This is a genomic window from Methylobacterium goesingense, assembly GCF_022179225.1.
Taxonomy (GTDB): Bacteria; Pseudomonadota; Alphaproteobacteria; order Rhizobiales; family Beijerinckiaceae; genus Methylobacterium; species Methylobacterium goesingense.
Window position 1 is genome coordinate 67397 of record NZ_BPQL01000011.1, and the last position, 16360, is coordinate 83756.

Here is a 16360-nt window from a genome sequence, read left to right on the forward strand (position 1 = left end):
TTCGCCGATCGGGACGGCGCGCGCTATAACCGCTCTTGATAGCTGCTCTTGCCGACATTCGTTTTCGTGCGCATCCCTCGCAGACAGGCCTCAATGACCGACACGCTGCTCGACGTTCAGGACCTGTCGGTCGCCTTTCAGTCGCGGGAGCGCGCGACGCTGGCGGTCGACCGCGTCAGCTTCACCATCGCGGCGGGCGAGACGATGGCGCTGGTCGGCGAGTCCGGCTCCGGAAAATCGGTGACGGCGCTGTCGATCCTGCGCCTGCTGGACGGGAGCGCGCACCACCCGAGCGGCCGCATCCTTTTCAAGGGCCAGGACCTTCTGGCCCTGCCTGAGCGCCGCCTGCGCGGTATCCGCGGCGCCGACATCACCATGGTGTTCCAGGAGCCGATGACCTCGCTGAACCCGCTGCACACCATCCAGCGGCAGATCGGCGAGGTGCTGGAGGTGCATCGTGGTCTGTCCGGCCGCAAGGCGCGGGCACGCATCCTCGAACTCCTCGAACTCGTCGGCCTGCGCGACGCCGAGCGCCGCCTCAACGCCTATCCGCACGAGTTATCCGGCGGCCAGCGTCAGCGCGTGATGATCGCCATGGCGCTTGCCTGCGAGCCGGACCTCCTGGTGGCCGACGAGCCGACCACCGCCCTCGACGTGACGGTCCAGGCGCAGATCCTCACCCTGCTCGCCGATTTGCAGAAGCGGCTCGGCATGGCGATGCTGTTCATCACGCACGACCTCGGCATCGTCCAGCGCATCGCCAACCGCGTTTGCGTCATGCTCTGCGGCCGGATCGTCGAGGCCGGTCCCGTGGCGGAGATCTTCGCGCGGCCCCAGCACGAATACACCCAGCGCCTGCTCGCTTCGGAGCCGAAGGGACGCGCCAATCCGGTCCCGGCGGATGCGGAACATCTGCTGGAGGCCGGTCCGCTCAAGGTCTGGTTTCCGATCCGCGAGGGTCTCCTGCGGCGGACCACGAGCCACGTGAAGGCGGTGGACGGCGTCTCGCTCCGCGTGAGGGCGGGGGAGACCGTGGGGGTCGTCGGCGAATCTGGATCCGGCAAGACCACGCTGGGTCTGGCCCTCCTGCGCCTGACGGGCTGCGAAGGCCCGATCGTGTTCCTCGGCCGCTCCATCGCGGGACTGCCGCCCGCCGCCATGCGTCCGTTCCGGCGCGACATGCAGGTGGTTTTCCAGGACCCTTACGGTTCGCTCTCACCGCGCATGACGGTGGCCGACATCGTCGCCGAGGGCCTGGTGGTCCAGGGCGTCGTCAAATCCAGGGCCGAGCGCACCGCGATCGTCGCGCAGGCTCTGAGCGATGTCGGGTTGGATCCGGCGACGATGAACCGCTACCCGCACGAGTTCTCGGGTGGGCAGCGCCAGCGCATCGCCATCGCGCGCGCCATCGTTCTCAAGCCGAAATTCGTGGTGCTGGACGAGCCGACCTCGGCCCTCGACCGCTCGGTCCAGGCGCAGATCGTGACGCTGCTACGCGATCTCCAGGCCGAGCGCGGCCTCGCCTACCTCTTCATCAGCCACGACCTGAAGGTCGTGCGCGCGCTGGCGAACCACGTCCTGGTGATGCAGAACGGACGCGTGGTGGAGGAAGGTCCGGCGGAGGCGATCTTCGCCGCGCCGCAGACGGCCTACACGCGAGCGCTCTTCGCCGCTGCCTTCGACCTCCACAGCGACGTCGTCGCGGATCCCGCCGCCGCGGCGGTTCCGGCCTAAGGGCGAGACGATGGCGCGCGCCCTCCTGATCGTCCTCGATTCCGTCGGCATCGGCGGAGCGCCCGATGCCGATCGCTACGGCGACGCGGGCTCCGACACCCTCGGCCACATCGCGCGAGCCTGCGCAGAGGGGCGGGGCGACCGCCCGGGCCTGCGCGCAGGCCCCCTGGCGCTGCCGCATCTCGCGCGCCTCGGCCTCGGGCTCGCCGCCAAGGGCGCCACCGGGCAAATCCCGGCCGGCCTTACGGTCCCGGCGGCGCCGGAGGGCGCCTTCGGCCACGCCATCGAGCGGGCCGCCGGCAAAGACACGCCCTCCGGCCACTGGGAGATCACCGGCGTGCCAGTGCTCGAACCGTGGGGCACCTTTCCCGTCACGGTCCCGACCTTCCCGGCGGCGCTCACCGAAGCGCTGATCGCGCAGGCCGGCTTGCCCGGGATCCTGGGGGATTGCCACGCCGCCGGAACCGCCATCGTCGACCGCCTCGGGGCCGAGCACGTCCGGACCGGCCGGCCGATCTGCTACACCTCGGCCGACAGCGTGTTTCAGATCGCGGCGCACGAGGAGAGCTTCGGCCTGGAGCGCCTCTACGCCACCTGCCGCATCGCGCGGGACCTCTGTGATCCCTACCGCGTCGCCCGCGTGATCGCCCGGCCCTTCACGGGCGATTCCGGGGGCGGGTTCCGCCGCACGGCGAACCGCAAGGATTACGCGGTCGAGCCCCCGGGGCGCACGCTGCTCGACGACCTCCAGGCCGCCGGCCGGGCCGTGGTCAGCGTCGGCAAGATCGGCGACATCTTCGCGCATCGGGCCACCGGCCGCGAGATCAAGCCCGCGGGCAACGCAGCTTGTCTCGCAGCCGCCCTGAAGGCCTTCGCGACCTTGCCCGAGGGCGGCCTCGTGTTCCTCAACCTCGTGGATTTCGACACGGAGTACGGGCACCGGCGCGACGTTCCGGGCTATGCCGCCGCCCTGGAAGCTTTCGACGATCAGGTGCCCGCTCTAAGGGCAATCCTGGGCCCGGGCGATATCGGCATCATCACCGCCGACCACGGCAACGACCCGACCTGGATGGGGACCGAGCACACCCGCGAGCAGGTGCCGGTCCTGGCCTTCGGACCCGGGGTCGCGCCCGGCCCGATCGGTGCGCGGGACAGCTTTTCGGATATCGGCGCGACCTTGGCTCAGCATCTCGGCCTCGCCTTCAGCGGAACGGGAACGCCGTGGAATTGATTTGGAAGGGAGAAACGCATGCGGGACGAGGATGACGGCGGCCGTCGAAGCGCCACGGCGCACCGGATCGGTGAACCACTCGACACCCTTTCGGTCGAAGACCTGACCGAGCGCGTCGCCGTGCTGCGAGCGGAAATCGCGCGGGTCGAGGCGGCGCGCGACGCCAAGGAGGCGGCCCTCGCACGAGCCAGTTCGATCTTTCGCCTGTAACCGCCCGGGCAGGCGGGTTAGCGCGTGGCAACAAGACAGAAATATTTCCCCCAAACAGGGGATGAAGCTTCGTCCGCCCTGAGTTTTCATGTCGCTCCGCCAGTGCGGAATTGGACAGTCATGGAGGGGACGATGATAGTGGCGCCTTGGATGCGGCGGCGCATCGCGCGACACGTCGAGCGGGGTACGAGCGAGCGGGTGCTTGCCTGTCTCCTCGGAACGCATCCGGCGGAGCCCGCCTCCGACGGCCCGGCCGATTTCCAGACGATCGACCCCGGCGATGCCCGACCCGACCTGTCGAACGTCATCCTGTTTCGCGCCCTGAACCACACACGCGGTCATTCCGCGGTCAAGGCCACCTGAGGACACGGCGCGCCGGTCCTATCGAATCAGGCTGAAGCCCGAGATCAGCCGCGCCAGGTCGACCTGCCGCGTCACGCCCGTCTTGGCGAAGACCGCCTTCACTTGGCTGCGGATCGTCTCGACGCCGACCTTTTGTTGGGCAGCCAGAAGCGCCAGGGTTGCGCCATCCGCGATGCCGCGGGCAATGCGCGCCTCGGCGGCCGTGAGATCGAACAGGCCCGAGAGCAGTTCGGTGCCGGGCACGGGACGGGGCATGACCGGGGTCGCGACCATCAGGCGGGTTCCCCCGCCGAAGACGTCCTGGGCCGAGCCGCGCATCGGCAGGAGATGCATGACCATCGCGGGATGCGCGTCGCCGGCCGGAACCGCGATCGAGCGGGCGGATGCGCCGGCCTGCGCCAAAAGAGCGTCCGCCAGCAGCGCGTCGCCGCCTGGGTGCACCAGGGCGATCCGTTCACGCTGGTCGCGGACCACCTGGGGGACGAGGCCGGCGAAGGCCCCGTTGCGGTACTGCAGGCGGCCTCCGCTTCCCAGGATTGCCGCGGGAAGTCCGAGCAGTTCCAGCGTCTGGACCGACGCGTAGGCGCGCTCCAGCTTCAGTCGCGCCGAAAGAAGGGCGGCGCGCCCGAGATGGGGCCGGACGAGGTCGAGCGCGTGCGTGGCCGCGCGCGGCACGGGTCCGTCCGCGAAACGCCGCTCGATGCTGAAGATCAGTGTGTCGCCCGTCGAGAGCGGGAAAGCCGTCGCGACCCCCCAGCCGAGCCCGCGTGGGCGCAGGAAGTCGCGGATCAGCACGTCCTCTTCCACCTCCTCGGGCGTATACACGTCCTCCTCGAGCACGAAGCCGGCATGCCGGGCACTCAGGAGTTTAACGGTGCGCTGGTTGGCACGTCCCCAGCCTCCGGTCGCGAAATCCGACATGACCTGATCCAGGCTCGCGGAGTTGATCCAGCGATGCGCCTGAAGGTCCGAGGTGATCAGGACCGACCCTTGTGCGCCCGCGATCTCGGCGAGGTGATCGAGGACCGAAGGCCAAAGCTCTGGAAGAACCGCCGCTTCGTAGATTAAGTCGATCAGTCCTTCGAAGTCCATTTGCCCGAATTCGGCGGTCACGGCGCTGAATTTCCAAGATTGAATGCTTTTAGACGTTATACATTGATCACGGAATCTCGTCCGCCCACAATAGATCCGCAGCCCGCCGGATGACAACCAAGGGGCATCCGTGGCGCCAGGATGCGGTCGACGGCGGGGCGGGGTGACGAGGATGCGGCTCGAGATCGAGCGCCGCCGTGTTAGGGGAGTATGCAGGCAGGAACCCCGACCCCGCGCGCCTGGATGTGTGATGCGGGCGGGCCCGAGGAGAATGGTGTGCGACACTGGCGTGAAGGACCGGGAGACCGGCGCAGCTACCATCACGGCAATCTCAAGGAAGCGCTGATCGAGGCCGCGCGCCGCTTCATCGCCGAGCGGGGGATCGGCGGGTTCACGCTGGTGGATGCCGCGCGCCTCGTCGGTGTCACGCCCGCCGCGCTCTATCGGCATTTTCGCGGGCGCGAGGCGCTCCTCGAGGAGGTGGCGGGGCGCGGCTTCGCGGATTTGGCCGAGCGTCTCGCCCGAGCGCTCAACGCCCGGGGCACACCGCTGGAGCGCTTCACGCGGATGGGTGAGGCCTACCTCGCCTTCGCGGAGGAGGAACCTGGCTACTACGCGGCGATCTTTGAGACGCGAGGCCTCGCGGCGGGCGAACCGAACGCGGAGGCCGCATCCCGCCCGAGCCCCTTCGACCTCCTGGTGGACGCCCTGCAATCGACCTTCCCGGACGGCTTCGGAGGTGTCGCCCCTCGCTTCATCGCCCTGGAAGTCTGGGCCTTGTCGCACGGTTTGGCGACCCTGTCGGCCTCCGGGCATCTGCCGCAGGCGCCGGGGATGCCGGACAAGTACGAACTCCTGCGCGCCGGGGTCCTCGCCCTCGTCCATGGTGCCGGAGCTTCCCGCGTCCCCGCGTGATGCGGACCGCACGGCGCCCCTTGAAAGGCCGGGCCCGCGTTCGCAAGTGAATGTCGTTCACATTTACATCGGAGCCGTGAGCCGTGAGCTTCTCCACTTCCTCCCCCTACGCCACCGGGAAGGCCTGCCGCAGCGGCCCCTTCCCCCGCCGGTCCTTCGAGATCGGCGCCATCGTCGTGGCCTTCATCTACTGGTGGCCGCTCGCGGCCGCTTACGTCGCCTGGAAGGTCTCGGGCTATCCGGCCCTCGGTGAGCTGCGCGGTCTGGCCGGGCGCGGCCTGTCCTGGAACGCCTCCGCGACGCGCTCGCGCTTCGCCGCGGCGTTCGAGGCGGCCAACGGTGGTGGCATCACCGGCAACCGCGCGTTCGACGAGTATCGCCGCAGCGAACTCGACAGGCTCGACGCTCAGCGCCGCGCCCTTCAGGAGGAAAGCCGCGCCTTCGCCGAATTCGTCGAGGAGCTGAAGCGGGCCAAGGACCGCGAGCAGTTCGACGCCTTCATGCAGAAGCGTCGCAATGCGGATACGACCCGCTCGGTCTGACCCGCGTTCAGCGATCAGGGGGCTTCTGGCGCAGGCCGGGAGCCCCTTTTTCATAGGGACCTCCACGTCCGACACCCTCGCTCGCCTTGCCGTGATGCTCTAGGAATCCGGTTCCGGTTTCGCCTCGGTCTCCCCCGTGCCCCGGATCAGCCCCCGGCCACTCAAGTCCCCTTGGAGATCTCGCTATGCAGGCAGCCGCCGCGACCGTCCGGGTGGTGGATCACCCTCTCGTACAGCACAAGCTGACCCTGCTTCGCCAGCGCGAGCGCTCGACCAAGGGCTTCCGCCAGATCCTGAACGAGATCGGCATGCTGCTGGCCTACGAGGTCACACGTGACCTGCCGCTCGAGTCCGTCACCATCGAGACGCCGATCCAGTCGATGGAGGCGCCGCAGATCGCCGGAAAAAAGCTCGTCCTCGCGCCGATTCTGCGCGCGGGCGTCGGCTTCCTCGACGGAATGCTGTCCCTGGTGCCCTCGGCCCGGGTGGCGCATGTGGGTCTCTACCGCGATCCCGAGACGCTGGAGGCGGTGGAATACTACTTCAAGGCGCCCTCCGACCTCGTGGACCGGACGGTACTGGTCCTCGACCCGATGCTGGCGACCGCGAATTCGGCGGTGGCGGCGATCAACCTGTTGAAACAGCGCGGCGCCCAGGATCTGCGCTTTGTCTGCCTGCTCGCCGCGCCGGAGGGCATCGCCCGCCTGCAGGCCGCCCATCCCGACGTCCCGGTCTGGACGGCGGCCATCGACAGCCATCTCAACGACCACGGCTACATCGTGCCGGGCCTCGGCGATGCCGGCGACCGGATGTACGGCACCCGCTGAGGCACCGCCGCTGGTCGACGCGATCTTGCCAAGGGCGGCCCGGACGGCACATGACGGGGCTTCCAGGAGGAGACCCCGATGACGACCAGCCTGCCCGAGACCATGCGACAGATCCGCTTCACCGCTGCCGGCGGGCCGGATGTGCTGGCCCTGGAGACGGTGCCGTTGCCGCAGCCCGGTCCGGGCCAGGTCCTGATCGAGGTCGTGGCCGCCGGGATCAACCGGCCCGACATCCAGCAACGCGAGGGGAAGTATCCGCCGCCGAAGGGCGCGACCGAGATCCCCGGCCTTGAGGTCGCCGGCCGCATCGTCGGCCTCGGCGAGGGTGTCTCCGGCGTCTCCCTCGATGACGAGGTCTGCGCCCTGGTGATCAGTGGCGGCTATGCCGAGTTCGCCGTGGCGGAGATCGGACAGTGCCTGCCGAAGCCGTCCTCACTCTCGTTGGTGGAGGCCGGCGGACTGCCCGAGAACTACTTCACCGTCTACAGCACCGTGATCGAGCGCGGCCGGTTGAAAGCCGGCGAGGCCTTCCTTGTGCACGGCGGATCGAGCGGCATCGGCTCGACCGCGATCCAGATCGCAAAACACCACGGCGCCCGCGTCTTCGCCACCGCCGGCTCGGCCGAGAAGTGCGAATTCTGCCGCGAACTCGGCGCCGAGGCCGCGATCAACTACCGCGAGGCCGACTTCGTCGAGGAGGTGAAGCGGCTCACCGACGGCAACGGCGTCGACGTCATCCTCGACATGGTCGGGGCGCCCTACCTCGCCAAGAACCTCTCGGCGCTCGCGATCGAGGGACGCCTCGTCCAGATCGCCTTCATGCAGGGTTACAAGGTGGATGCCTTCAGCATGATGCCGATCATGATGAAGCGCCTGACCTTCACCGGCGCCACCCTGCGGGCTCGGCCCAAGGCCGAAAAGGAAGCCATCGCGGACGGTCTCGCCCGGGATGTCTGGCCGCTGCTGGAGGCCGGGACAATCCGGCCGGTGATCCACGCCACCTTCCCGTTGGAGGAGGCGCGCAAGGCGCACGAACTCATGGAATCCAGCGCCCATCTCGGCAAGATCATGCTGGTGACAGGCCGGTAACGCCCAGCCTAGGCGGGAACTCCGCTCTCGACCCTCGCGTTTCAGACCCGAGCAGGAATCACGAGTCCCCTCTAAGGGAGGCGGTGCTCGGGTCGAAACATCGGTCTTCAGGACCGTTCAAGCGAGGATCGAATGGCAGAGAATCTACACGGTCAGGACGCCCGGCAGGGCAAGCGCGGCAAGCCGGTGCTCTACGTCCTCGTGGCCAGCCTCGTGCTGCTCGCGATCGCCATCACGGGCCTGATGACCTGGCAGGGCGCGAATTCCCCGAAGGATTATGCCAGCCAGAGCCAGGACGCTTCCCGCCAGGAGGTCACGGGCTCGGTCAAGGGCAGCTCGAACGCCACGTCGTCGTCGAACACCGGCTCGGTGCCGGCCGCGAACCCGGCCTATCCGAGCCCGGCCCAGCCAGCCGCCAACGGCAACAAGCCGTAAGCCGAATCGCCCGTGCCGGTCCGCCTCAGCGGGTCGGCACGGGGGTCTCACCCCGGTAATCGTAGAAGCCGCGCTTGGACTTGCGTCCGAGCCAGCCGGCTTCGACGTATTTTACGAGGAGCGGACAAGGCCGGTACTTCGAGTCGGCAAGGCCCTCGTACAGCACTTGCATCACCGACAGGCAGGTATCGAGGCCGATGAAGTCGGCGAGTTGTAGTGGGCCCATCGGGTGGTTCGCACCGAGCCGCATCGCCGTGTCGATCGATTCCACCGAACCGACGCCTTCGTAGAGCGTATAGATTGCTTCGTTGATCATCGGCAGCAGAATGCGGTTGACGATGAAGGCCGGAAAATCCTCCGACATCGTCGAAATCTTGCCGAGCTTGGCGATGAAGGCCTTGGCCGACTCGTAGGTCGGGTCTTCCGTGGCGATGCCGCGGATCAGCTCCACGAGTTGCATCACCGGCACCGGATTCATGAAGTGAATACCGATGAAGCGCTCCGGCCGGTCGGTGGAGGCTGCGAGCCGCGTGATCGAGATTGACGACGTGTTGGTCGCGATCAGCGCGTCGGGCCTGAGGGACGCGCAAAGCGTGCTGAAGATCTGGCGCTTGGTCGATTCGTCCTCGGTGGCCGCCTCGATGACGAGATCGCAGGGCGCGAGATCGTCGAAGGTCTCAGCTCCCTTGATGCGCGAGACGGCCGCCCGGCGCTGCTCGTCAACGATGGTGCCCTTGGCGACCTGACGGGCCAGATTGCCGTCGACAGTGGCCAGACCATTATGGATGCGGGCCGGGTCACGGTCGTTCAGGCGAACGTCTAGGCCCGCCATCGCGCAGACATGCGCGATCCCGCTGCCCATTTGACCGGCACCGATGATGCCGACCGTCCTGATATCGATGCCCATCGTCTGCACTCGCACCCTTGGGGCGTCGCCTGATCGGCCACCGGGCCCCCCGCCCGGCCGCCGAGGGCGCCCGTCTTGCTTATAACGTCGCGCGCCAGCGGCGTCCTAGAGCAATTCCATGCAAGGAGGCCGCCGTGGTCGGCGACCGGCGCGCTTGTAGCGCCGGTCGCGTGTTTGTCCCGCGTCTTCACCGACTCAGGCCTTGGACTTAGCCCTTGGACTTAGCCCTTGGCCTTGGCGAGCTCGGCCTGGAAGTCGGGGACAACCTGGAAGAGATCGCCGACGAGGCCGTAATCCGCCACCTGGAAGATCGGCGCGTCCTCGTCCTTGTTGATGGCGACGATGACCTTCGAGTCCTTCATGCCGGCCAGGTGCTGGATCGCGCCCGAGATGCCGACGGCGACGTAAAGGTCCGGCGCCACGACCTTGCCGGTCTGACCGACCTGCCAGTCGTTCGGCGCGTAGCCGGCGTCCACCGCCGCGCGCGAGGCGCCCACGGCCGCCCCGAGGGTGTCGGCCAGGGGCTCGATGAGTTCCTTAAACTTGTCGGCCGAGCCCAGCGAGCGGCCGCCGGAGACGATGATGCGCGCGGCGGCGAGTTCCGGACGGTCGGACTTGGCGATCTCCTCGCCCTTGAAGCTCGACTTGGCCGAGGCGGCGGCCGCCTCCTGCACGGATTCGATGGGGGCCGCGGCCCCGCCCTCGGCCGCCGGCTTGAAGGCCGCCGTACGGACGGTGATGACCTTTTTGCCCGCGCCGGCCTGGACGGTCTGGATTGCGTTACCGGCGTAGATCGGCCGCTCGAATGTGTCGGCTGAGACGACCGCGATGATGTCGGAAATCTGCGCCACGTCGAGGAGGGCCGCGACGCGCGGCAGCACGTTCTTGCCCGTGGTGGAGGCCGCCGCCACGACGACGTCGTAGGCTTGGGCGATGGCGGTGATCAGAGCCGCGGTGGGTTCCGCCAGGGCGTGATCGTAGGCGGCATCCTCGTGGTGCAGCACCTTCTCGATGCCTTCGAGCTTGGCGGCGGCTTCGGCCGCCGGGCGGCTGCCCGAGCCGAGGACCAGGGCGTGGACCGGCCCGCCGAGCTGCACGGCGGCGCTGAGCGCCTTCTGGCTGGCGTCGCGCACGGCGCCGTTGTCGTGTTCGATGAAGAGGAGGGTGGCCATGGTGGGGTATGAATCCTCGAAAGGGCCGGAGCCGGTGCAACGGGCCCGTCGCTCGCGCGGCGCCGGGCCCCGACGGGGAGAGCGGTGCCGCTAGATGACGCCGGCCTCGACCTTGAGCTTCTCGACCAGAGCGGCGGCCGACTCGACCTTGACGCCTGCCTTGCGGCCGGCGGGTTCGACGGTCTTGATCACCGTGATGCGTGGGGTGACATCAACGCCCAGCGCGTCCGGCGTCATTTCCTCCAGAGGCTTCTTCTTAGCCTTCATGATGTTGGGGAGGGAGGCGTAGCGCGGCTCGTTGAGACGCAGATCCGTCGTCACGATGGCGGGCAGCGTCAGCGTGACGGTCTGGAGGCCACCGTCGATCTCGCGGGTGACGTCGATCGAACCCTCGCCGAACTCCACCTTGAAGGCGAAGGTGCCCTGCGGCCAGTCGAGGAGCGCGGCCAGCATCTGGCCGGTCTGGTTCGAATCGTCGTCGATGGCCTGCTTGCCGAGGATGACGAGGCCGGGGGCCTCCTTCTCGACGATGGCCTTGAGGATCTTGGCCACGGCCAGCGGCTCGACGAGGCCGTCGGTCTTCACCAGGATCGCACGGTCGGCACCCATGGCGAGCGCGGTGCGCAGGGTTTCCTGCGCCTGCTGCGGGCCGATGGAGACGGCCACGATCTCGGTGGCCTTGCCCTTCTCCTTCAGGCGGATCGCCTCCTCGACGGCGATTTCGTCGAAGGGATTCATCGACATCTTCACGTTGGCGAGATCCACGCCCGAACCATCGGCCTTGACCCGGATCTTGACGTTGTAGTCGACGACCCGCTTGACGGGCACCAGAACCTTCATGGCGTTCACAATCCTCCGCGCGGACAATTTTCTTCGACCAGGCCGGCGCGGCGCGCAGCGGAGATCCGGTCGAGCCGGAGATCCTGAACCCTGGTCATTGAGGCGGCGGACCGTAACGGCCTCATTTCGGCCTTGTCAACGCGGGCCCGCCGACGCGTCACGCGGCGGTCCGATCGCCGCGGCGAACGGCCGGGCTCGCGCCTGCCGTCAGCGGTTCTTGCCGGGCACCCAGAGTACGTCGTCGGCCCCGTTGGCATTTGCGGTCCGGCTCGCCACGAACAGGAAGTCGGATAGGCGATTGAGGTACTGCAGGGCTTCCGGCGAGACGACCTCACCCTCGGTGGCGGCCAGCGCCACGGCGAGGCGCTCGGCCCGCCGGCAGGTCGTTCGCGCGAGGTGAAGGGCGGCCGCGGCCGGCGAGCCGCCCGGAAGCACGAAGGATTTGAGAGGCGACAGGTCCGCGTTCAGGGCATCGATGTCCCGCTCGATCCGCTGGACCTGCGTGGCGACCACGCGCAGGGGTTCGTATTTCGGCGGCTCCGCGCTCTCCGGGGTCGCGAGATCCGCACCGAGATCGAACAGATCGTTCTGGATGGCGCCCAGCATGGCGTCGAGCCGGGGATCGGCGTGCAGGCGGGCGAGGCCGATGCACGCATTGGTCTCGTCGACGGTGCCGTAGGTCTCGATTCGCAGATCGGCCTTCGAGCGGCGTTCGCCGCTGGCAAGCGCCGTCGATCCCTTGTCACCGGTGCGGGTGTAGATGCGGTTGAGCGTGACCACGATGACGTCCGATCTTGAGGGGGCCAGATCTGCGGCGGGCGAAGGGGCCGCAGCTTGATACCCGCCAACCTAGCGCAGTTCCGGCCATGCGGAAGGCGCTCGGAAACACGAAGGGCCGGCCCCGCTGTTGCGAGACCGGCCCGGACGCCCGTGGAAGAAGCTCTGGCGTGTCGCTCAGAACGTGTAGCCGAGCTTGCCACCGAAATTGGTCAGGCCGCGGTTGTTCGCGCACAGGCCGGCATTCGACATGTGCTCGACGGTGGCCATGATGCTCCAGTGCTCGGTGAGACGGAAGCCTAGGGCGGCGGCCTCGCGGAACAGCGGGTTGCAGCCCAGCGTGTTGAAGCCGGCCGGGGCCGTGGGCTTGGGACCCGTATAGCCGTTGTGGGCGCCGGCGCCGAAGAAGCCTTCGAGGAACACGATGTTGTTCAGGGTCTGGGGGAACAGATCCACGGTCCAGGTCGCGCCGATATAGGCGTAGCTGGTGCGGCCACCGAAATTGTAGCTGCCGCCGACGGTCGGGCGCGGCACGAAGGCCTGCCAGAACGGATCGACGCTGACGAGCGGCTTGGCGAACAGGATTTCGCCGTTGATGTTGTTGGTGTTGTGTTCCGCGCTCCCTGGGTCCTGCACGGCCCCACCGATGCGAACCTCAGAGACGATGCTCAGCGGCTTGACCGGGCTCACATAGGCGGCCGGCGGCGGCTCGGACCGAAAGTCGGCGGCCTGGACCGGCACGGCCGCAGCGAGGGCGAAACCGGCGGCGGCGAGGCGGAACGAGTGGGGATGCATGGAAACGGTTCCGGTGGGACCGACCCTGTCTAGCATGGCGTCGCGCATCGACGGCAGGCGTTCCGGCACCGATAGCGGTTCAGGAACGTGGATAGCTGCCGAGTGACACCGCCGCGCCACACATGGAGCCCACGTGCCAGACTATCGCGCGTCGCTGGGATTAGGGTCCGGACGGTCAGGACGCGGATGCAACGGCAGGCTGCGCGCCCGCCTGCTGCCGGCGCCAGACGTACCAGCACAGCAGCGCGACGGGCAGGCCGATGATCGACGTCGCCACGAAGAACCAGACGAACCCCGTGGCCTCGATGACGAAGCCGGAGGCGCCCGCCAGAAGGCTGCCGGGGAGGGCGCACAGGGAGGTGAGCAGGGCGTACTGGCTCGCCGCATGCTCCGTCGCGGTCAGGGACGACATGTAGGTGATGAGGACGATCGAAGCGAAGGCGTAGGCGAAGCTGTCAATGCTGACGGTGGCGGCGAAGGTCCAGAAGGCGCCGCCTCCGTCGCCCCCGTGCAGGGCGAGGTAGGCCAAGCTGAGGTGCGAGGCGGACCCGAACACCGTGCCGGCCACGAGGCTTGCCATGATGCCGATCCGGGGCACGATGTAGGAGGCCAGGAAGGTGCCCCCGAGGGCAACGCCGAAGCCGAAGAGTTTCGTCACCGTCGCGATGTCGGTGTTCGAATAGTGCAGACTCTTGAAGAGCGGCATCGCCATCGCGCTGGAGACGTAACCGGGCATTCGAAAGCCCGCCACCATCAGGAGGACCGGCACCGCCATGGGGCCGAGTCGCCCGATGAGGTCGCGGATCGGGGCCACGATCGTCTCGACGAAGCCAACATGCGTGGGAGGCCTGCCCCGGTCGGAGTCCGGCTCGGGGGCGAGGAGCGCGGCGACGAGGCCGGGCGCCATCGCGACGGCCATGCAGAGATAGGCGGCCCGCCAGCCATAGGCGTCGGCGAGGTAGAGTGCGCCGGCTCCGGCCACGAGGTTGCCCATGCGCCAGCCGATCTCGGCCCAGGACGAAATCAGCGATTGCCGCTCCATCGGCGCCACGGTGATGCGCCAGCCATCGATGACCACGTCCTGCGTCGCGCCCGCGAAGCCCAGTGCGAGGGAGAACACGATGGTCCAGGCGAGCCAGTGCGCCGGATTGCCAAAGGCGATTCCCGCGAGCGCCAGGATCACGCCGATCTGCGAGACGATGATCCAGCCCCGTCGGCGCCCCAGCCAGCGGCCGAACACGGGGGCGTCGTAACGGTCGAGGAACGGCGCCCACAGGAACTTGAACTTGTAGGCCAGTGTCAGCTCGCTCATGAGGCCGAGGATGCCGATCGGCACCTTTGCCTCCGAAAGCCACGCCGAGTGCGTGACGTAGACGAGCAGGAACGGGATGCCGGAGCTGAAGCCGAGGCCCAGCATCGCCGCGATGCGGCGATCGCCGGTCAAACCCTTGAGCGCACCCCGGACGCCCATGGCGGGCGCGTCAGGCCGAGCGCCACCAGACCACGCCCATGATCAGGACGATCGCCAGGAACTGGAGCAGGACACGCAGCCGCATCAGCTTCTGCGAGACGTTGGCGCTGCCACCCCGCATCATATTGACGAGGCCGAGGAGCAGCACGACCGCCACCGCGAGGCAAGCGAGGAGCACGAGGGAGTTGGAGGAGATCACGGCGTAACGTCTCGCGGCTGGCGAATCTTGTCTTCAGGTCTTCTCCCTATGCACCCCGCGCGGCGCGGAGCCCATAGGGCAGGGCGGCGCATCGATGCCCCCGTCAGTTCCGACGCAGCAGGCGCTCGAAATAGTCGAGCTCCTCGCGGGGGCGACTCGGGTCGCCGAGCTTGCGGCGCAGTTCCTCCATGATACGCCGGGTGCGCTGAACGGCCGATTCGTCCGCGGTCGGCACGCGGGCATTGCCGTTGGACATGTCGCGCCCCTTGGTGGGGCGCCCGAGCGGGTCGTCCTCGCGATTGCCGGCCTGGCCCTGCTGGCTCGGCTGCTCGCCGCCTTCACCCTCGCCCTTGCCCTCGCCGTCCGCCTCGGCCATCTCCTGCATCTGCTTCTGCATGCCCTCGGCGCCACGCTTGAGCCCGTCGAGCGCCCGGCCCTGGGCCTCGACGGCATCGCCCTCCTTGCCCTGGCCGAGGGCGCCCTCGGCCTCGCGCATGGCTTCCTCGGCATCCGACAGGCCTTCCTCGCCCTGCATGCCGAGGTCCTTCATGCGGCGTTGAAGGTCCTCAAGCCGCTCGCGCAGAGCCTGCTGGCGCTGACCGGCGCCCTTCTGGCCCTCACCCTTCTGGCCTTGCTGCCCCTGGCCTTGCTGGCCTTGACCCTGTTGACCTTGACCCTGTTGACCTTGGCCCTGTTGACCTTGGCCCTGCTGACCGGGCTGGCCCTTCTGCCCGTCCTGTTGCTGACCCTGCTGCCCATGCTGCGGGCGCTGGCCCCGCTGACCCTGGCCCTGCTGGCCGCGTTTGTCCTGACCGTCCTTGAAGGTCTCGTCGCGCAGGTCCTGCTGCTCGCGGGAGAGCTTGTCGAGTTCGTCGGCCTGCTTGCTCATCTCGCGGCCGTTCGGATCGGACTTGCCGCCCGGCTCCGCTGTCTGAAGGTTTTCGAGGATCTCGCGTAGCTGGTCGAGCAGGCGCTGTGCTTCCGCGGTATCGCCCCGCTTCATGGCCTCGGCCATGTCGTTCATCAGCTTGTTGAGGTCGTCCGGCGTCACCGTCTTGGCGTTCGGGTTCGGAGGGCTCTTCTCGCCCTGTGGCTTCCCGTCCTTGCGCTGGCGCTCGGCCATGCCCTTCATGAACTTGTCGAGGGCCTGCTTCAGGTCCTCCGTGAGCTTCTTGATCTCCTCGTCAGGCGCGTTGCGCTCAATGGCCTGCTTGAGATTGTCCTGGGCGGCCCGGAGGCTCTTCTCTGCATCGGAGAGATCACCGTCCTCGATCTTGAGCGCCATCTCCCAGAGGAGGTCCGCCACCTCCATCAGCGCATCGTCGCTGCGGGCAGCCCGCAGGCGGCGCGAGGCCGTTTTCAGACCGAGGAAGACGCTCGGTTGAGGCGTGAACCGGTCCGGCGCGATGAGCAGGGCGTCGAGGGCGGTCAGGACGCGCCCACGGCTCTCGTCCGGCGCCGTGATCAGGCGGCGGCGTTCCTCGGCCAGTGCGCGCGCGAGGGGCTGCGCGAAGATGCGAGCCGGCAGGGTCACCTCGGCGGTCGGCGTGCGCCCTTCCTGCCCGGCCTCGTCCTTGACCACCAGCGTCAGGCGCACGCGCGCGCCGGACCAGGGATTGTCGGTGAGATCGACCAGCGTCTTGGTGTCGTGCTCGCCCGTGGCGTCGGCGGGCAGCGCGAGGGCGATGCGCGGCGGCGGCACCAGGGTCCGGGTGTTCGCCAGCGGCTTCGCCTCAGCCGAGGGCCTCGTCGAGCCGCTGG

General features: G+C 68.3%; 18 protein-coding genes. 9 read left to right on the forward strand and 9 right to left on the reverse strand.

What is annotated here, in order from left to right; genetic code table 11:
* The first annotated feature begins 93 nt into the window (after positions 1-93).
* The 4 genes from MFF30_RS02170 to MFF30_RS02185 all read left to right on the forward strand — a co-directional run bounded on the left by MFF30_RS02170 (position 94) and on the right by MFF30_RS02185 (position 3538).
* Positions 94-1734, forward strand: coding sequence for an ABC transporter ATP-binding protein (locus MFF30_RS02170; RefSeq protein ID WP_238275978.1), 1641 nt, complete (start codon positions 94-96; stop codon positions 1732-1734).
* Positions 1735-1744: 10 nt separating this feature from the next.
* Positions 1745-2965 (forward strand): phosphopentomutase, encoded by a 1221-nt coding sequence (locus MFF30_RS02175; protein WP_238275980.1) that lies wholly within the window; start codon positions 1745-1747, stop codon positions 2963-2965.
* Positions 2966-2983: 18 nt separating this feature from the next.
* The gene (locus MFF30_RS02180) at positions 2984-3175 is read left to right on the forward strand and encodes a DUF1192 domain-containing protein (RefSeq protein WP_238275982.1); all 192 of its coding nucleotides are present in this window, start codon (positions 2984-2986) and stop codon (positions 3173-3175) included.
* Between the two features lie 150 nt (positions 3176-3325).
* The gene (locus tag MFF30_RS02185; protein WP_238275984.1) at positions 3326-3538 is read left to right on the forward strand and encodes a hypothetical protein; all 213 of its coding nucleotides are present in this window, start codon (positions 3326-3328) and stop codon (positions 3536-3538) included.
* Between the two features lie 18 nt (positions 3539-3556).
* On the opposite strand, the gene MFF30_RS02190 is transcribed toward MFF30_RS02185, so the two are convergent.
* Entirely contained in the window at positions 3557-4747 is a 1191-nt protein-coding gene (locus MFF30_RS02190; RefSeq protein WP_238275986.1) for a helix-turn-helix transcriptional regulator, read from the reverse strand.
* Positions 4748-4906: 159 nt separating this feature from the next.
* Here MFF30_RS02190 and MFF30_RS02195 point away from each other — a divergent pair, with 159 nt between their 5' ends.
* The 5 genes from MFF30_RS02195 (at position 4907) to MFF30_RS02215 (ending at position 8438) form a co-directional block, all read left to right on the forward strand.
* On the forward strand, positions 4907-5545 hold the full coding sequence (locus tag MFF30_RS02195) for a TetR/AcrR family transcriptional regulator (RefSeq protein WP_238275988.1): 639 nt from the start codon (positions 4907-4909) through the stop codon (positions 5543-5545).
* Positions 5546-5628: 83 nt separating this feature from the next.
* Positions 5629-6087, forward strand: coding sequence for a DUF2852 domain-containing protein (locus MFF30_RS02200; RefSeq protein ID WP_238275990.1), 459 nt, complete (start codon positions 5629-5631; stop codon positions 6085-6087).
* A 185-nt stretch (positions 6088-6272) separates the two neighbouring features.
* Positions 6273-6914, forward strand: a complete 642-nt coding sequence (upp, locus tag MFF30_RS02205) for a uracil phosphoribosyltransferase (RefSeq protein ID WP_056190198.1) — start codon at positions 6273-6275, stop codon at positions 6912-6914.
* A gap of 78 nt (positions 6915-6992) precedes the next feature.
* Positions 6993-8003 carry an NAD(P)H-quinone oxidoreductase gene (locus tag MFF30_RS02210; RefSeq protein ID WP_238275992.1) on the forward strand — a complete coding sequence of 337 codons (1011 nt, stop codon included), beginning with the start codon at positions 6993-6995 and terminating at the stop codon, positions 8001-8003.
* A 132-nt stretch (positions 8004-8135) separates the two neighbouring features.
* Positions 8136-8438 (forward strand): hypothetical protein, encoded by a 303-nt coding sequence (locus tag MFF30_RS02215; RefSeq protein ID WP_238275994.1) that lies wholly within the window; start codon positions 8136-8138, stop codon positions 8436-8438.
* 25 nt (positions 8439-8463) lie between these two features.
* On the opposite strand, the gene MFF30_RS02220 is transcribed toward MFF30_RS02215, so the two are convergent.
* The 8 genes from MFF30_RS02220 to MFF30_RS02255 all read right to left on the reverse strand — a co-directional run.
* Positions 8464-9345 (reverse strand): 3-hydroxybutyryl-CoA dehydrogenase, encoded by an 882-nt coding sequence (locus tag MFF30_RS02220; protein ID WP_238275996.1) that lies wholly within the window; start codon positions 9343-9345, stop codon positions 8464-8466.
* Between the two features lie 221 nt (positions 9346-9566).
* Positions 9567-10517, reverse strand: a complete 951-nt coding sequence (locus tag MFF30_RS02225) for an electron transfer flavoprotein subunit alpha/FixB family protein (protein WP_238275998.1) — start codon at positions 10515-10517, stop codon at positions 9567-9569.
* A 90-nt stretch (positions 10518-10607) separates the two neighbouring features.
* Positions 10608-11357 (reverse strand): electron transfer flavoprotein subunit beta/FixA family protein, encoded by a 750-nt coding sequence (locus tag MFF30_RS02230; protein WP_238276000.1) that lies wholly within the window; start codon positions 11355-11357, stop codon positions 10608-10610.
* 207 nt (positions 11358-11564) lie between these two features.
* Positions 11565-12137, reverse strand: coding sequence for a cob(I)yrinic acid a,c-diamide adenosyltransferase (locus tag MFF30_RS02235; protein WP_238276002.1), 573 nt, complete (start codon positions 12135-12137; stop codon positions 11565-11567).
* Positions 12138-12311: 174 nt separating this feature from the next.
* Entirely contained in the window at positions 12312-12929 is a 618-nt protein-coding gene (locus MFF30_RS02240) for an acyloxyacyl hydrolase (protein WP_238276004.1), read from the reverse strand.
* A 175-nt stretch (positions 12930-13104) separates the two neighbouring features.
* Complete coding sequence (locus MFF30_RS02245) at positions 13105-14400, reverse strand: AmpG family muropeptide MFS transporter (protein ID WP_238276007.1); 1296 nt, start codon at positions 14398-14400, stop codon at positions 13105-13107.
* A 10-nt stretch (positions 14401-14410) separates the two neighbouring features.
* Positions 14411-14596 carry a twin transmembrane helix small protein gene (locus tag MFF30_RS02250; protein WP_238276032.1) on the reverse strand — a complete coding sequence of 62 codons (186 nt, stop codon included), beginning with the start codon at positions 14594-14596 and terminating at the stop codon, positions 14411-14413.
* A gap of 106 nt (positions 14597-14702) precedes the next feature.
* Positions 14703-16360: TIGR02302 family protein (locus tag MFF30_RS02255; protein WP_238276009.1), on the reverse strand; the 1658-nt coding region annotated here is incomplete at its 5' end.